The 14,764-nt window shown below is 65.2% G+C and carries 16 protein-coding genes; 2 read left to right on the top strand and 14 right to left on the bottom strand.

Annotation, left to right across the window (positions count from 1 at the left end; all coding sequences use genetic code 11):
- Positions 1-74 precede the first annotated feature (74 nt).
- Complete coding sequence (mog, locus tag BLT66_RS04930) at positions 75-662, bottom strand: molybdopterin adenylyltransferase (RefSeq protein WP_092756256.1); 588 nt, start codon at positions 660-662, stop codon at positions 75-77.
- On the bottom strand, positions 659-1,294 hold the full coding sequence (yjgA, locus tag BLT66_RS04925) for a ribosome biogenesis factor YjgA (RefSeq protein WP_092756254.1): 636 nt from the start codon (positions 1,292-1,294) through the stop codon (positions 659-661). The genes mog and yjgA overlap by 4 nt, the downstream gene beginning before the upstream one ends.
- A gap of 87 nt (positions 1,295-1,381) precedes the next feature.
- On the opposite strand from yjgA, the gene pmbA reads away from it, so the two are divergent.
- The gene (gene pmbA, locus BLT66_RS04920; protein ID WP_092756252.1) at positions 1,382-2,761 is read left to right on the top strand and encodes a metalloprotease PmbA; all 1,380 of its coding nucleotides are present in this window, start codon (positions 1,382-1,384) and stop codon (positions 2,759-2,761) included.
- A gap of 95 nt (positions 2,762-2,856) precedes the next feature.
- On the opposite strand, the gene BLT66_RS04915 is transcribed toward pmbA, so the two are convergent.
- From BLT66_RS04915 to BLT66_RS04900, 4 genes are read right to left on the bottom strand one after another with little or no spacing between them, the layout of a single operon-like run.
- Positions 2,857-3,876 (bottom strand): TRAP transporter substrate-binding protein, encoded by a 1,020-nt coding sequence (locus BLT66_RS04915; protein WP_092756251.1) that lies wholly within the window; start codon positions 3,874-3,876, stop codon positions 2,857-2,859.
- Between the two features lie 44 nt (positions 3,877-3,920).
- On the bottom strand, positions 3,921-5,213 hold the full coding sequence (locus BLT66_RS04910; protein WP_092756249.1) for a TRAP transporter large permease: 1,293 nt from the start codon (positions 5,211-5,213) through the stop codon (positions 3,921-3,923).
- A 3-nt stretch (positions 5,214-5,216) separates the two neighbouring features.
- On the bottom strand, positions 5,217-5,726 hold the full coding sequence (locus BLT66_RS04905) for a TRAP transporter small permease subunit (RefSeq protein WP_092756247.1): 510 nt from the start codon (positions 5,724-5,726) through the stop codon (positions 5,217-5,219).
- Complete coding sequence (locus BLT66_RS04900) at positions 5,713-6,222, bottom strand: gluconokinase (RefSeq protein ID WP_255406770.1); 510 nt, start codon at positions 6,220-6,222, stop codon at positions 5,713-5,715. Before BLT66_RS04900 ends, BLT66_RS04905 begins: the two co-directional genes overlap by 14 nt.
- A 210-nt stretch (positions 6,223-6,432) precedes the next feature.
- Between BLT66_RS04900 and BLT66_RS04895 the strand changes: the two genes are divergently transcribed.
- Positions 6,433-7,485 carry an HTH-type transcriptional regulator GntR gene (locus BLT66_RS04895; RefSeq protein ID WP_092756243.1) on the top strand — a complete coding sequence of 351 codons (1,053 nt, stop codon included), beginning with the start codon at positions 6,433-6,435 and terminating at the stop codon, positions 7,483-7,485.
- 18 nt (positions 7,486-7,503) lie between these two features.
- Here BLT66_RS04895 and BLT66_RS04890 read toward each other — a convergent pair whose 3' ends face one another.
- The 8 genes from BLT66_RS04890 to BLT66_RS04855 form a co-directional block, all read right to left on the bottom strand.
- Positions 7,504-9,159 (bottom strand): DUF6600 domain-containing protein, encoded by a 1,656-nt coding sequence (locus BLT66_RS04890; RefSeq protein WP_143029141.1) that lies wholly within the window; start codon positions 9,157-9,159, stop codon positions 7,504-7,506.
- Positions 9,160-9,230: 71 nt separating this feature from the next.
- Positions 9,231-9,692 carry a GatB/YqeY domain-containing protein gene (locus BLT66_RS04885; RefSeq protein ID WP_092756239.1) on the bottom strand — a complete coding sequence of 154 codons (462 nt, stop codon included), beginning with the start codon at positions 9,690-9,692 and terminating at the stop codon, positions 9,231-9,233.
- A 93-nt stretch (positions 9,693-9,785) separates the two neighbouring features.
- Positions 9,786-9,998, bottom strand: coding sequence for a 30S ribosomal protein S21 (rpsU, locus tag BLT66_RS04880; protein ID WP_092756237.1), 213 nt, complete (start codon positions 9,996-9,998; stop codon positions 9,786-9,788).
- Positions 9,999-10,148: 150 nt separating this feature from the next.
- Positions 10,149-10,943: a phosphate/phosphite/phosphonate ABC transporter substrate-binding protein gene (locus tag BLT66_RS04875; protein WP_218922556.1), complete on the bottom strand. Its 795-nt coding sequence runs from the start codon at positions 10,941-10,943 to the stop codon at positions 10,149-10,151.
- A gap of 5 nt (positions 10,944-10,948) precedes the next feature.
- On the bottom strand, positions 10,949-11,626 hold the full coding sequence (locus BLT66_RS04870; protein WP_255406769.1) for an ABC transporter permease: 678 nt from the start codon (positions 11,624-11,626) through the stop codon (positions 10,949-10,951).
- A 65-nt stretch (positions 11,627-11,691) separates the two neighbouring features.
- Entirely contained in the window at positions 11,692-12,624 is a 933-nt protein-coding gene (locus BLT66_RS04865) for an ABC transporter ATP-binding protein (protein ID WP_092756231.1), read from the bottom strand.
- Positions 12,621-13,829, bottom strand: a complete 1,209-nt coding sequence (locus BLT66_RS04860) for an ABC transporter permease (protein ID WP_092756229.1) — start codon at positions 13,827-13,829, stop codon at positions 12,621-12,623. Before BLT66_RS04860 ends, BLT66_RS04865 begins: the two co-directional genes overlap by 4 nt.
- A 4-nt stretch (positions 13,830-13,833) precedes the next feature.
- Positions 13,834-14,757: a glycine betaine ABC transporter substrate-binding protein OsmF gene (locus tag BLT66_RS04855; RefSeq protein ID WP_092756227.1), complete on the bottom strand. Its 924-nt coding sequence runs from the start codon at positions 14,755-14,757 to the stop codon at positions 13,834-13,836.
- Between the last annotated feature and the right edge of the window lie 7 nt (positions 14,758-14,764).

Below are 14,764 nucleotides of genomic sequence, written 5' to 3'. Positions count from 1 at the left end.
TCTCCTTGCAGAACAGAGAGAGAGGGGCTAAAAGCTATTTTTAGCAGGGCCATGAAGCCCTGCCGGGCACACGGTTACTGGCCGGTGCTGGCGCGGATGGCCGATTTGGGACGGAAGGCCTTGCACACTGCGTCGTCGGTTTCCAGGTAGGGGCCGCCGATCAGGTCGATGCAGTAGGGCACGGCGGCAAAGATGCCGGGTGTGCCCAGGGCGGGCAGGCCTTCCAGCGTCTCGGCAATCGCCTTGGGCTGGCCGGGCAGGTTGATCACCAGGCTTTTGTCGCGGATGACGGCAGTTTGGCGCGACAGGATGGCGGTGGGCACGAACTTCAGGCTGATCTGGCGCATCTGCTCGCCAAAGCCGGGCATTTCCTTGTGGGCGATGGCCAGGGTGGCCTCGGGCGTGACATCGCGCAGCGCCGGGCCGGTGCCGCCGGTGGTCAGCACCAGGCTGCAGCCGGCGTTGACCAGCTCGACCAGGGTGGCGCTGATGACGGCCTGCTCGTCGGGGATCAGGCGCGGCACGAATTCGATGGGGTTCTTCAGTGCCCGCGTCAGCCAGTCCTGCAGGGCGGGCAGGCCTTTGTCTTCGTAGACGCCGGTGCTGGCCCGGTCGCTGACCGAGACGATGCCGATCTTCACCGGATCGAAGGCCGTGCTCATTCTTCGACCGTGCCGTCGTTCAGCGGGCCGTCTGTTTCCGACAGGTGCTCGCGCACCAGCTGGAAGATGTCGCGGTAGGCGCGGCCGTGGCGGGGCAGGGCGCCGGGCGTTGCGGGCACCAGGTCTTTGCGGGCCTGGCGCACCAGGGCGCGCAGCTGCTGGGTGTCGGTTTGCGGGAAGGCGGCAATCCACTCGCCGACGGCGGCGTCGTCGGCAATCAGGCGATCACGCCAGGTTTCGGCTTTGTGCAGGGCCAGGTTTTCCTGGGCCGAGCCGAACTGCTGCACCTTCAGCGCGGCGCGGATGGCTTCCAGCATCTCGGGCTCTTGCTTGCGCATGAGTTTGCCGATGAACTGCATCTGGCGGCGCTTGCCTTCGAAGTTGGTGATGCGCTTGGATTCCACCACCGCGTCATGCAGCTTTTCGCCCAGTTGCAGCTTGGTGAACAGGTCTTGGCGCAGGGTCAGCAGGTCTTCGCCCAGCTTTTGCAGTTCGTCACTTTCCTTCTTGAGGTCGGTGCGGCTGGATGCGTCCGTGCCCTTGAGTTCGGCTTTGAGCTGGATGTCCAGTTCGCTACCTTCGGCAACGAATTTGCCGTGGACGTAGTAGCCTTTGGTGAGTTTGCGTGACATGTTTTTTTTGAGTGATTTGGCGCCGTGTGCGGGTATCCGTGGCGGCGCGGCGCAGTGAGCGCGGTGGCAAGTATCATAGCCGCCAACATGAAAAAACCAGATTCCAACGCCTCCCGCCCCGACAGCGGCTTTGCCTACAGCCGTCCATTCTTCGAAGAACTGGTCGACAGTGCCCTGGCGCACGCCAAAAAACTCGGCGCCACCGACGCCGGGGCCGAGGCCTCCGAGGGCTGTGGCCTCAGCGTTTCGGTGCGCAAGGGCGCGCTGGAAACCGTGGAGCGCAACCGCGACAAATCCCTGGGCATCACTGTCTACATGGGCAAGCGCCGCGGTAATGCCAGCACCTCCGACTTCTCCAAGGCGGCGATCCAGCAAACCGTGCAGGCCGCCTACGACATCGCCCGCTTCACCGCTGAAGACCCGGCCGCCGGCCTGCCCAGCGCTAAGGACATCGCCAAGCGCCAGGTCGACCTGGACCTGTTCCACCCCTGGGCCATCACCAGCGAAGACGCGGCCCAGATCGCCATGGAATGCGAGGCTGCGGCCTTGCAGACCAGCAAGCACATCACCAACAGCGAAGGCGCGGGCGTGTCGGCCCAGCAGTCGCACTTCTTCAGCGCGCACACCAATGGTTTCCGCGGCGGCTATGCGAGTTCGCGGCATTCGCTGTCGGTGGCGCCGATTGCCGGCAAGGGCAGCGGCATGCAGCGCGACGCCTGGTACAGCTCGATGCGCAGCGCCGACGAACTGGCCTCGCCCGAGTCGGTGGGCCGCTACGCCGCCCAGCGCGCATTGAGCCGCCTGAAGTCACGCAAGATCCCGACGATCGAATGCCCGGTGCTGTTCGAGTCGCCTCTGGCGGCCGGGCTGCTGGGCGGCTTTGTGCAGGCCGTCAGCGGCGGTGCGCTGTACCGCAAGAGCACGTTTTTGCTGGATTCGCTGGGCAAGCAGGTCTTCCCCAAGCACATCCAGCTGCTGGAAGACCCGTTTGTGAAGCGCGGCAAAGGCAGCTCGCCGTTCGACGAAGAAGGCGTACGCGTCAAGGCGCGTACCGTGGTGGACGCGGGCCGGGTCGAGGGCTACTTCCTGAGCAGCTATTCGGCGCGCAAGCTGGGCATGAAGACCACCGGCAATGCCGGCGGTTCGCACAACCTGGTGCTGTCCTCCAGCCGCACCCGCCCAGGCGACGACTTGGACGCGATGCTGAAGAAGCTGGGCACCGGCCTGTTCGTGATCGAGCTGATGGGCCAGGGCGTGAACTACGTGACCGGCGACTATTCGCGCGGTGCCAGCGGCTTCTGGGTGGAGAACGGCGAAATCGCCTTCCCGGTGGAAGAGATCACCATTGCCGGCAATCTGAAAGACATGTTCAAGGGCATCCAGGCGATTGGCGCGGATACCTACAACTACGGCGCCAAAACCGTGGGTTCGATCTTGATCAACAAGATGAAGGTCGCCGGCAGCTGATTTAAGCCTTTTAGGCCTCTAGCGCAGATACCACCAGCGCCACCAGCTATTAATAATATAGCTGGTGGCGTTTTCGCTGGTGGACGGGATGGGGCTTACTTGCCGCGTTTTTTGGCCAGCTCGGCCTGGGTTTCGTTCCACAGTTCCATGCCGACATTGGTGGCCACCAGGGCGTTCACCTTGGTCAGCTTGTCGCGCATGCGGGCGGTCTCGGCGGGGGCCAGTTCGTTGATCTGCATGCCCTTGGACTTCAGGTCGGCCAGGGCCTTGGCGGCTTCGTCGCGGGTGTCCTTGCGCTCGAAGTCGCGGCTGGTCTTGGCGGCGTCGAGCAGCACTTTCTGCTCATCCTTGCTCAGGCCGTCCCACCATTTCTTGCTGGCCAGCACGATCCAGGGGCTGTAGACGTGATTGGTCACGCTCAGGTACTTCTGCACCTCATAGAACTTGCTGGAGACGATGGTGTTGAAGGGGTTTTCCTGGCCGTCCACCGCCTTGGTTTCCAGCGCGCTGAAGAGTTCGCTGAAGGGCAGGGGAATGGCGTTTGCGCCCAGCGACTTGAAGCTGTTCAGGAACACCTCGTTCTGCATCACGCGCAGCTTCACGCCGTCCATGTCTTCCAGCTTGGTGATCGGGCGCTTGTTGTTGGTCAGGTTGCGAAAGCCGTTTTCCCAGTAGACCAGGCCGACCAGGCCTTTTTCTTGGAGCTTGGCCATGACCTTCTGGCCGATCGGGCCGTCGAGCACGGCGTCAGCCTCTTGCGCGTTGTTGAACAAAAACGGCGTGTCCCACAGCGCCATTTCCTTGGTGATGCCGACCAGGGTGGCAGTGGAGCCGACCATCATTTCCTGCGCGCCGCCGACCAGGGCTTGCTGCATCTGGGTGTCCGGGCCAAGGGCCGCGGCGCCGATGGCGCGCAGCTTCATCTTGCCGCCAGAGGCTTTCTCCACGGCTTCGGCCAGCACCTTGGCGGCGCGGCCCTGGTTGCTTTGCTCGTTCAGGCCGTAGCCGAAGCGGATGATGCGCGGCTTGATGTCCTGCGCGAAGGCGGCGCCGGTGGCACCGAAGGTGAGCGCGGCGAGGGTGGCCAGCGCGGTGCGGCGAAGTAGTTTTTGCATAGTCGTCTCCTGGGGGTGAAAAAGGGGAAAAGGGCCGTAAAGGTTTAACGCATCCACGCGACGGGCGCGGTGACGAGCTGGGGGAAGATCACAAACAGCAGCAAGATCAGCGTGTAGGTGATGAGGAAGGGGTTCACGCCCTTGATCACGGTGTGCATGGGCACCCGGCCTACGCCGGCCACCACGTTCAGCACCGTGCCGACGGGCGGGGTGATCAGGCCGATCGAGCCATTCAGCACAAACATCAGGCCGAAGTACACCGGGTCGATGCCGGCCTTGGCGGCGATGGGCAGCATCACCGGGGCGAAGATCAGGATGGTCGGCGTCAGGTCCAGCGCGGTGCCGACGATGACCAGCACCACCATCATCACCAGCATCAGCAGGCGCGGGTTTTGCACCATTGGGCCGAGCCAGCCCGTCAGTACCGAGGGCAGGTCGGCCAGGGTGATCATGTAGCTGGCCACCTGGGCGCCGGCACACAGGAACATCACGATGGCGGTGGTCTTGGCGGCGCGCACCAGCACGCCGTACAGGTCGCCCACATTCATTTCGCGGTGGATCACAAAGGCCACCACCAGCGCGTAGACGGCGGCCACCACGGCGGCTTCGGTGGGGGTGAAGACCCCGCTTTTCATGCCGCCGATGATGATCACCGGCATCAGCAGCGCCCAGAAGGCCCGCGCCGACACCAGCAGGCGCTGGCGAACGGGCATGGGCGCATCGGCCTGCACGGTGAAGTTGCGCAACTGCATCTTCCAGGCGATCACCAGGCCCAGGCCCATCATCAGGCCGGGCGCGATGCCGGCGATGAACAGCGAGGAGATCGAGGTATTGGTGGTCACGCCATAGATCACGAAGGCCATGGACGGCGGGATGATCGGGCCGATGACACCGCCGGCGGCAATCAGGCCGGCCGAGGGGCCTACCGGATAACCGTGCTTGCGCATCATTGGCAACAGGATGGTCGACATGGCGGCGGCGTCGGCCAGCGCCGAGCCCGACATGGCCGACAGCATGATGGCCGTGCCGATGGTCACGTAGCCGAGCCCGCCGCGCACATGGCCGAACCAGGCCTGCGCCATGTCGATGATGCGGCGGCTGATGCCGCCTGAGTTCATCAGCTCGCCGGCCAGAATGAAGAAGGGCACGGCCAGCAGCGGAAAACTGTCGACCCCGGCCACCAGGTTTTGCGCCAGCAGCTGGGTGTCCCAGAAGTCAAGTACAAAAGCCATGCCGGCACCGGTCAGTACCAGAGCCAGGCCCATGTTCATGCCGATGCCCATCAGCACCAGCATGCCGAGCGAGAAAACGATAAATGCTTGACCTTCAGCGGACATGGCTTACTCCAGTTCCACGCTGTGACCGAGGTCCAGCGGTTGGTTGCGTATGAGTTCCCACAGCGCCATCAGGCCGATCGCCACAGAACATAAAAAGGCTGGCAGCGGCAGCAATGCGGTCGAGTAGCCGAGCACCACCGATTGGCTGCCCATGCCCACCACGACTTGCTGCCAGGCACCCCAGGCCAGCAGGCCGCAGCCCAGGATCACCAGCAGCCGCACCAGTACGGCGGTGACCACCAGCAGGCGTGGCTTGTTGCGCATGGCGACCAGCAAGCTGTTGAAGGCCATGTGCTCGCCCGTGGGGTAGGCGGCCGTCGCGCCGATGAAGACCATCCAGACGAACAGCAGCCGAGACAGTTCTTCGCTGGCGGCCACGCCGCTGCCGAAGCCATAGCGCAGCACTACGTTAACAAAGACCGAGGTCGCCATGATGGCCAGGCACACGGCCATGGCTGTATTGGCCAGGCGCTGCAGCGGCGGCACGGTGGGTGGGGTATCAGGTGTTGGCATCAGGGGCTTTCTGTATCCAGTGGACGATCTGTGGGGTAAGGGCGGCCAGGGTCTGGGTGGCGTCGACCACCAGCACCCCGGCTTCGTTTTGTGGCGGCTCCAGGGTATCGAACTGGCTGTCCACCAGGCCTGCTTGGAAGTAATGGCCACCCGCGCGCTGGGCAACGCGGGTGCGGGCTTGTTCGCGGCTGAGTTCCAGGTGTACAAAGCGCAGACCAGGCAGGGCGGAGCGCAACTGGTCGCGGTAGGCTTTCTTCAGGGCCGAGCAGGTCAGCACCGCACCGCCCGGGTGGCGTTGCAGCTCCTGGCCGAGCAAGGCCAGCCAGCCGCTACGGTCGGCATCGACCAGCGGTGTGCCGGCGCGCATCTTGGCGACGTTGGCAGGGGGGTGGAAGTCGTCCCCCTCGATCAGCGGCCAGCCCAGCGCCTGGGCGACGGCACTGCCTAAGCTCGATTTGCCGCATCCGGCAACTCCCATGACGACCAGTGAAACCATGTTGGACAGCGCAATCCCAATAAGTTAAAAAAACAGGCAAACTGCCTGGGGGGTGTCTTGTTTTGCGTATTGCAATCTTGGACAGCGCTATCCTAAACACCTGCATGGCAAACGCAGCTCAGGGTTTTCACCAGCAAATTGACCAAAGTTACAAATTTATTGACGCCGATCAGGCCTGGTCAGCCTCGGTAAAATCGTCCACCACACCGCATGGAACGCTCTCCTCCTCCCTCTCATCCCCCTTTTGCTGCCGCGCGTCGCCGGGCTACCGGCCGCGCCACCCTCAACGATGTAGCGTCGGCGGCAGGTGTCAGTGCCATCACGGCTTCGCGGGCGTTGCGCGGTGCGCGGGCGGTGGATCCGGTGCTGGTCGAAAAGGTCCGGGTGGCCGCGCAGCAGCTCGGCTATGTGCCCGACCCGGCCGCTCGCGCGCTGGCTTCGGCCCGCAGCTCGCATGTGGCGGTGCTGATTCCGCTGCTATCCAATGCCTTGTTTGTGGAGCTGCTGGAAGCCGTGCAACACACCTTGGCGCCCGCGGGCTTTCAGACCCTGATGGGCGTGACCCATTACCAGCCCGCCGAAGAGGACGCCTTGCTGCGCAGCTATCTCGCGCACCGCCCTGCGGGCTTGCTGGTGACCGGTTTTGACCGCAGTGATGCGGCGCGCCAGATGATTGCCGATAGCGGCGTGCCCTGCGTGCATTTGATGGAAACCGTGCCCACGCCCGGCGTCTACGGCGTTGGCCTGTCGCAGCTGGACGCGGCGCGCACCATCACCGAGCATTTACTGCAGCGTGGCCGGCGCCGCATCGCCTATGTGGCGGGGCAGCTCGATCCGCGCGTGATGCAGCGGGCCGAAGGCTACCGGGCGGCTTTGCGCGATGCGGGCTGCTACGACCCGCAGCTGGAAATTCTGGACCCCACGCCGACCTCGATGGCACTGGGTGGCCGCCTGTTTGAAGAACTGCTGCAGCGTCACCCCGACGTGGATGCGGTTTTCTTTTGCAATGACGACCTGGCCCAGGGTGGGCTGCTGGCCGCGCTGCGCCTGCAGGTGGCCGTGCCGCAGCGGATCGCTGTCGTGGGTTTTAACGACCTGGCGGGCAGCGACCAGATGCTGCCGCCGCTGACCACCGTCCGCACCCCGCGTGCCGAGATAGGCACCCAGGCCGCCAAAATGCTGCTGGCGCTGATGCGCGGCGAACCAGTGCCGCAGAGCACGATTGACCTGGGGTTTGAGCTGGTGGTGCGGCAGAGCAGCTAGTTGCTGCAGCACATGGGGTTAGCGGCTCGATCCACTATCGCGTAGCGGCCACAGTGGGCGTTGCCGCGGGTCGGGCACACCAGGCTGGGGCTGCGCTCCGGGTGGCGCGGCTTGCTGGCGCTGCTGGGATTCCCTTTGCGCCTGTTCGCGCTGCAACTGCTCCTGGCGCTGGCGTTCTTGTTGCTGCCGCTGCAGGTCTTGCCGCATCTGCTGCTGAAGGCCGTTTTGGCGCTGATCCTGTTCACGCGCGGCCTGGTTGCGGTTCTGCTCCTGCTGGGCACGTTCGCGTTCGGCCTGCTGCTGGCGTTGCATGAAGGCGCGCTGGTCTTGCTCGGCTTGGTTGCGGGCGGCCGGGGTCGGCTGGTTGGGTATTTCCGCGGGGCGCATTTCTGGACGCGGACGCGGTATCGCCTGAGGGAAGGCGTCGATTTGGCCGCCGGGGCGAGGGACGATACCGGGCTGCTGAGGTTGCACCATGGACGGTACGCGGCCCGCATCAGGCTCAAAGGGCCTTGGCCGGTCACCACGCCAGCCCGGCGCGCCAGGCGCCTGGTAACCGGGCAGGTCAGGACGGGCATCGGGCGGGCGGTTCGGATGTTCATTGCCGCGTTGGGGCGGGCGGTAATTCGGGCGCCAGGGTTCTCCGGGGGCCAGGGGGAACCAGCCACTGCTCGGAGGGCGGCGGTGGTCCTGCCAGGCGTTGTCGCGGTCATGTGGAAAGCCTACCAGCGCGGGCGCGTACACCGGGCGTGGCCGTATCGGGCCCGGCACCCAGGCCCATTGCAGGCCGATCTGGGCCCAACGTCCGTAGTGGAAGGGGGCGAAACCCCAGGGGGCATCGTCCACCCAGGTCCAGCCCCAGGGGGGAACCCAGCGCCATTGGCCATTGCGGTAAGGCGCCCACTGACCGGAGCTGACCCGTGGAATCCATACCGGGCCGTACTGGGTGTCGGTGCGCCAGTCGCCGTAGCTGTCGAGCTGCTGGTAACCAATGGTGTCGCGGGAAACATAGCGTGCGCTCTGCGACTGGTCTTCGGCTTTGTCCCGGGCAAACGACCAGAGGTCGAAGCTGTCGCGCGGCGGATTGTTCTGGGCGACTTCCTGGGCCAGTTGGCGGTCGGCAAAGCGGATCTGCTGCTGGCCACCCAAGGTGCGTGCGGCGCCGTTTTCACCATAGGCCACGCCGCTGCCGCTGCGCACGGTGATACCCGTGGTGCGGTAGTTAGGGTCTACGTCCAGCCGGTATTCGCCGGGCTGGCTGACGGTGAAGGCCAGATTCGGGGTGTTGATCTCCATCCGTTCGCCCGGATAGAGGTTGCGCACGCGCAACGCTAGCGTGCCCTGGGTCAGGGTCAGGCGGGTGTTGTCGTCGTCGAGTTCGCTGATCTCCAGCACGGTCTGGCCGGCCAGCCGCAGTGCGGTGGAGCCGCTGTGTAATTCGGCGCGGGCGCCGGGCGCGGTTTGCAGCCGGTCGCCGCTGGTCAGCGGACGGTTGAATTCGGCTTGTCCCCAGTCCTCGCTGCCGGCGGGGGCGAAGCTCACCGATCCTTCCACCAGGCTGAGCCGCCCGACGCGGCTCGGTGGGGCCGACTGCGCCAGCGCCAAGCCGCTTGCCGCCACCAGCAGCGCGGCGCCCAGCAAGCGGGCGGATCTCTGTAAAAAGGATGATGGCATGGCGTTATCGAGAGTAAACACTACTCTACAACGCGGCAGCAGGCCTATCGGTTGGCCTGCTGCATTTCGGGTTAACCCGCCAGGGCGGCCTTGACGGCGGCCGAGACCTGGCCCATTTCGGCCTTGCCGGCCAATTGGGCCTTGGCGACGCCCATCAGCTTGCCCATGTCGCCAGCGCCCAGCGCGCGGCCCAGCTCGGCAGACAGGGCTGCGGCCAGCGTGCGCACTTCGGCGTTCACCTGCTCGGCGTCCAGGCGCTGGGGCAAGTAGGCCGACAGCACGGCCATTTCGGCCTTTTCGATATCGGCCAGGTCGGCGCGGTCGGCCTTGGTGAAGGCTTCCACCGAGTCCTTGCGCTGCTTGATCAGCTTGTCGACGATGGCGATGATGGCCGTGTCGTCCAGCACCACGCGTTCATCGACTTCCTTTTGCTTCATCGCCGACAGCAGCAGGCGCACGGTACCCAGGCGTGCACTGTCTTTGGCGCGCATGGCGGTTTTCATGTCTTCGGTGATCTGGTCTTTGAGGGACATACTGATTTCCTGGTATTTGGGGGATTCTGAAAGACAAAAAGCCCGCCCTGGCGTCCCTGGGCGGGCTTGTCAGACTGCGAACAGTCTGAAAGCTTAATACAGCTTTTTAGGCAGCTGCATCGAACGTACACGCTTGTAGTGGCGCTTGACAGCGGCCGACTTCTTGCGCTTGCGCTCGGTGGTGGGCTTTTCGTAGAACTCGCGGGCACGCAAGTCGGTCAGCAGGCCGAGCTTTTCGATGGTGCGCTTGAAGCGGCGCAGTGCCACGTCAAAGGGTTCGTTTTCTTTTACACGGATAGTTGTCATGACAAAAAAAGATTCCGATTTATTTGCGGGTCTTGTCAGAAGGAAGATCAGGCCGTCTGGCGAAGAATCCGCGGTGTTCCCCTGCTATTAAATTGATCAGGCAGCAGGGGTTTGCCAGCAAAGCCTTGGATTATAGCGCGGAAGTGCGGCCTATAGCCGCGGGTAACCCGCATCCATGGCATTTTGCGCCATTTGCGGGATCACGCCATAGGCGCTGAGCGGCAATTCGGCGAAATCCTGGACGAGCAAGGCCGCCCGTACCTCGGCCCAGCGTGGGTCGGCGACGACTTGGTGCAGGGCCTGGTGCAAGGCCTGCAGTACGGCGGCAGAGGTGTGGATAGAGGTTACCAGCGGCAAGCCCGGTGCGGGCGCAGTTTGGCCGCAGACCTGCAAGCCGCGCACGGCCTCGGGCTGGTCGCGGGCCAGCAAGGCCCAGGTTACGCAGTCCACTGCGGCCAGATCGGCCTGGCCGCTGCGCACCAGCTCCACCGAGCTCCGGTGCGAGCCGGACGCGACGGCGCTGGCAAAAAACCGGCCATCCCGTGCCCAGGGCGCCAGCAGGGCCCGTAGGCTGTTGTAACCCGACTGTGAATCTTCCGAGTTGTAGGCCACCACCCGGCCGCGAAACGCCTCCAGCGGCTGGCCGGCGTCTGCGTCCCGGCAGACCAGCTGGCTGCGGTAGTACACGCCCTCGCAGCCGGGCGCGGCATAGGCAAAAGCGCCGACCAGCTGGACCCGGCCGGCCAGCGCGTGCGTCAGCGGGTAGCCGCAGGTCTGGCTCAGCAGCAGGCCGGGGTCGGTCCAGTGCGCCATCAAATCATCGGGTTGGGCCAGGGTGTCGGGCACCTGGGCCAGGCCGGCGTGGCGCAATTGTTCGGCCACGGCCTGCCATAGCGTGGCGTTGGCGGCCGATCCGGCAGCGTACATGGGAAGGGAAGACAGCATGGATTTCAGCGAGTGGATGTGCGCCAGCGGTCCAGGTGCTGGGCCAGGCGGCCAAAAGCCATATCGGTCACCACGGCCAGCCCGCCGACCAGGATCGCGCCTTGCAGCACATAGGCGGTGTTGAAGCCGCTCAGGCCGACGATGATGGGCGAGCCCAGGGTTTTGGCGCCCACGGTGGAGGCAATCGCGGCCGTGCCCAGGTTCACGATGACCGAGGTGCGCACCCCCGTCAGTATCACCGGCAGGGCCAGCGGCAGCTCTACTTTTAATAGCGAGCCCAGCCCGCCCATACCCAGGCCGAACGCGATTTCGCGTACCGATGCGGGTACCGATTCAATGCCGGCGATGGTGGCACGCACCACGGGCAGCAGGCCGTACAAGGCCAGCGCAATCAGCGCCGGCTCGGTGCCAAAGCCTATCAAGGGCGCGGCAATCGCTAGTACCGCCACTGGCGGAAAGGTCTGGCCCATGGCGACCACGGTTTCCACCAGCGGCTTGAACTCGCGCCCGGCGGGCCGGGTGACGGCCACACCTGCGCCCACGCCGACCACGACCGACGCCAGACTCGACCAGAACACGATGTTCAGATGCGCGAGCACCAGGGCCACAAAGCTGTCCTGGGTGTAGACCGGACGGTCCAGCGCCGGGAACAACGCTGCAAACAGCGGCCGCAGCTGTGGCATGCCCCATGTCAATAATGCTAGCAAGAGAACCGCCCAGAATAAGCGGTCACGCAGGATTTTATGCATCACGCAGCCCGGTGCCAGAGATCGGCAAAGTGCAGCACGCCCAAGGGTTGGCCGAGATCGTCCACCACCGGCAGGCGGTCGCAGGCGCGGGCCACGAAGGTCGACAGGGCTTCGCGCAGGCTGGTGTGGGCGGGCAGGGCGTCGCCGGCCACGGTTTCGCCGCGCCGGGTGTGCGATGCGACCGTGGCCAGGCCCAGCAGCTTGATGCCGATGTCGCTGCGGCCGACAAAGTCGGTCACGAAGTCGTTGGCCGGGTGCGTCAGCAACTCGGTGGGGCTGCCGGCCTGCACGATCTGGCCGTCCTGCAGCAGCACGATGCGGGTCGCCAGGCTCAGCGCCTCGTCGATATCGTGGGTTACCAGCACAATGGTTTTGCCCGATGCCTTGTGGATGCGCAGCATCTCTTTTTGCAGGGTGCTGCGCGTGACCGGGTCGAGCGCGCCAAACGGCTCGTCCATCAGCAGCACCTCGGGGTCTACCGCCAGCGCCCGCGCCACGCCCACGCGCTGCTGCTGGCCGCCCGACAGCTGGTGCGGGTAGCGGCCGCGGTAGGTGGCTGGCGCCAGGTCCAGCAGCTCCAGCAGTTCGGTCACGCGGTCGCGGATGCGGGCGGCCGGCCAGCCCAGCAGCTCGGGCACGGTGGCGATGTTTTTCTCCACCGTCCAGTGCGGGAACAGGCCGATCGACTGGATTGCATAACCCATGCGGCGGCGTATGTCCTCGGGCTTGAAGCTGCGGATTTCTTCGCCCTGGAACAGGATGCGCCCCGAGTCGTGCTCGACCAGGCGGTTGATCATCTTCAAGGTGGTGGATTTACCCGATCCAGACCCGCCTATGAGCACGGTGAATTCGCCCTTGGGGATATTCAGCGACAGGTCTTTGACTGCCGCCGCCCCGCCAAAGGATTTGTGCACGTGCTGGAATTCGATCATGGCGTGGGTGTGAGGAATACAGACAAAGATTGAAACAGCGCATCGACCAGCACCGCCAGCGCCACCACCGGCAGCACGCCCAGCAGCACCAGGTCCAGTGCACTGCTGAGCAGGCCCTGGAACATGATGGCGCCAAAGCCGCCCGCGCCGATGAGCGCCGCCACCACGGCCAGGCCCACGGCCTGCACGGTAGTGGTGCGGATGCCGGACACCAGCAGCGGCAGGGCCAGCGGCACCTCGACGCGCCAGAAGATCTGCCTCGGTGTCAGCCCCATGCCGGTGGCCGACTCGACCACCGCATCCGGCACCTGGCGCAGCCCGGTGACGGTGCTGTGCACGATGGGCAGCAGCGAGTACAGGGTCAGCGCCAGCACCGCCGGCGTCAGGCCGATGCCGCTGATGCCGGCGTTGGGCCACCAGGCGGCCAGCATGGCCAGCGGCGCCATCAGCAGGCCGAAAAGGGCAATCGACGGCACGGTTTGCACCAGGTTCAGCAGCGCAAACAGCGGCGCCGCCAGCCGCGGCCGCCGGAACGCCGCCACGCCCAGTGGCACGCCGATCAGCAGGGTTGGCACCAGGGTGGTCAGCACGATCTGCACATGGCGGCGCCAGGCCGACTGGAACACGTCCTGCCGGTTCGCATATTCCTTCAGCAGCGAGAGTGCATCCAGATGGCCTTGCAGCAGCAGGACCAGCAGCGGCAGCGCCACGGCCACGCCGGCCAGGCTGCGGGTCAGGGCATTCAGCTTCAGGCGCTGCAGCGCATCAGCTGCAGCCAGCGCGCACAGCACGACCAGAATCCAGAAACCGCCGCCAAACGAGGTGCGCAGCAGCGGCGACTCGGCCGTGGCAGCGGCCTGCCGCGCCTGTTCGCCCGCCAGCCAGACCCAGCCGAACAGGCTGGCCGCCGCCGCCAGCAACACCAGCCAATGGACGCGCGGCTGCGGGGCCAGAAACACTGCGCCGGCCAGCAGCGCAGCGGGCAGCAGCACCAGCCAGCGCCAACCGGTCAGGATGTCGGCCAGTGGAATACCTACGCCCGAGACCAGGCGGTTTGGTGCCTCGGTAACAAACGCTAGGCGGAAAGCCACGAACAGGCCGAGCAGCACCAGGCTGAACAGCACCCGGTTGCGCACCCAGCCCGGGGTGTCCGGGCTATGGGCGGCCTCGGCTACAGCGAGCAGGGGTGGCGAGGCCTGCGACATCGGTTTATTTGACGAAGCCTTTGGACTTCAGGTAGGCAGCGGCCACGGCCTTAGCGTCCTGGCCTTCCAGGGCGATCTTGGCGTTCAGGCTTTGCAGGGTGGGGCCGTCCAGGCTTTTGAACACCGGCGCCAGCGCATCCTTGATCTTGGGGAACTTGGCCAGTACATCGGCCCGCACCACCGGTGCCGGCGCGTAGATCGGCTGCGCGCCCTTGCTGTCGTTCAGGATCACCAGGCCCAGCGCGGACACTGGGCCGTCGGTGCCGTAGGCCATGGCGGCGTTCACGCCGGAGGTCTGCTCGGCCGCGGCCTTGATGGTGACGGTGGTGTCGCCGCCGGCCAGGGTCAGCAGCTGGTCCTGGTTCAGCTTGAAGCCGTAGGTGGTCTGGAAGGCGGGCAGGGCGTCGGGCCGCTCGATGAACTCGGCCGATGCGGCCAGCTTGAACTTGCCGCCCGTGCCCAGCCATTTGCCCAGGTCATCCAGCGACTTCAGGTTGTTCTTGCTGGCGACATCTTTGCGGATGGCGATGGCCCAGGTGTTGTTGGCTGGGGCCGGCTCCAGCCAGACCAGTTTGTTCTTCTCGGCGTCCAGCGCCTTGACCTTTTCATAGCCGGCCTTGGCGTCTTTCCAGGCCGGGTTCTTTTCGTCGGAGAAGAAGAACGCGCCGTTGCCGGTGTATTCGGGGTAGATGTCGATCTCGCCCGCCGTCAGCGCGCCACGCACGATCTTGGTGTTGCCTAGCTGCAACTTGTTCTCGGTTTTGATGCCGTTGGCTTCCAGCATCTGCAGCACCACATTGCCCAGCAACGCGCCTTCGGTGTCGATCTTGGAGGCGACGCGCACCGCGGTCTGGGCATGCAGTGCGCCAGTTAGGCCCAGGGTGGCAACAGCGGTAACCAGCAGGCGGCGAGAAAACGAATAAGCCATGGGATTT

It is taken from the genome of Rhodoferax sp. OV413, assembly GCF_900104385.1.
Classification (GTDB): domain Bacteria; phylum Pseudomonadota; class Gammaproteobacteria; order Burkholderiales; family Burkholderiaceae_C; genus Rhodoferax_B.
Note: the sequence above shows the minus strand (reverse complement) of the source record. Positions and strands in the feature narration are given on the sequence as shown.

Bases quoted from the DNA above. Each gene is read 5' to 3' on its own strand.
- BLT66_RS04915 (WP_092756251.1), bottom strand. From the start codon at position 3,876: ATGCAAAAACTACTTCGCCGCACCGCGCTGGCCACCCTCGCCGCGCTC.
- mog (WP_092756256.1), bottom strand. From the start codon at position 662: ATGAGCACGGCCTTCGATCCGGTGAAGATCGGCATCGTCTCGGTCAGC.
- pmbA (WP_092756252.1), top strand. From the start codon at position 1,382: ATGAAAAAACCAGATTCCAACGCCTCCCGCCCCGACAGCGGCTTTGCC.
- BLT66_RS04885 (WP_092756239.1), bottom strand. From the start codon at position 9,692: ATGTCCCTCAAAGACCAGATCACCGAAGACATGAAAACCGCCATGCGC.
- BLT66_RS04895 (WP_092756243.1), top strand. From the start codon at position 6,433: ATGGAACGCTCTCCTCCTCCCTCTCATCCCCCTTTTGCTGCCGCGCGT.
- BLT66_RS04900 (WP_255406770.1), bottom strand. From the start codon at position 6,222: ATGGTTTCACTGGTCGTCATGGGAGTTGCCGGATGCGGCAAATCGAGC.
- BLT66_RS04865 (WP_092756231.1), bottom strand. From the start codon at position 12,624: ATGATCGAATTCCAGCACGTGCACAAATCCTTTGGCGGGGCGGCGGCA.
- BLT66_RS04910 (WP_092756249.1), bottom strand. From the start codon at position 5,213: ATGTCCGCTGAAGGTCAAGCATTTATCGTTTTCTCGCTCGGCATGCTG.
- BLT66_RS04905 (WP_092756247.1), bottom strand. From the start codon at position 5,726: ATGCCAACACCTGATACCCCACCCACCGTGCCGCCGCTGCAGCGCCTG.
- BLT66_RS04875 (WP_218922556.1), bottom strand. From the start codon at position 10,943: ATGCTGTCTTCCCTTCCCATGTACGCTGCCGGATCGGCCGCCAACGCC.
- BLT66_RS04855 (WP_092756227.1), bottom strand. From the start codon at position 14,757: ATGGCTTATTCGTTTTCTCGCCGCCTGCTGGTTACCGCTGTTGCCACC.
- BLT66_RS04870 (WP_255406769.1), bottom strand. From the start codon at position 11,626: ATGCCACAGCTGCGGCCGCTGTTTGCAGCGTTGTTCCCGGCGCTGGAC.
- yjgA (WP_092756254.1), bottom strand. From the start codon at position 1,294: ATGTCACGCAAACTCACCAAAGGCTACTACGTCCACGGCAAATTCGTT.
- rpsU (WP_092756237.1), bottom strand. From the start codon at position 9,998: ATGACAACTATCCGTGTAAAAGAAAACGAACCCTTTGACGTGGCACTG.
- BLT66_RS04890 (WP_143029141.1), bottom strand. From the start codon at position 9,159: ATGCCATCATCCTTTTTACAGAGATCCGCCCGCTTGCTGGGCGCCGCG.
- BLT66_RS04860 (WP_092756229.1), bottom strand. From the start codon at position 13,829: ATGTCGCAGGCCTCGCCACCCCTGCTCGCTGTAGCCGAGGCCGCCCAT.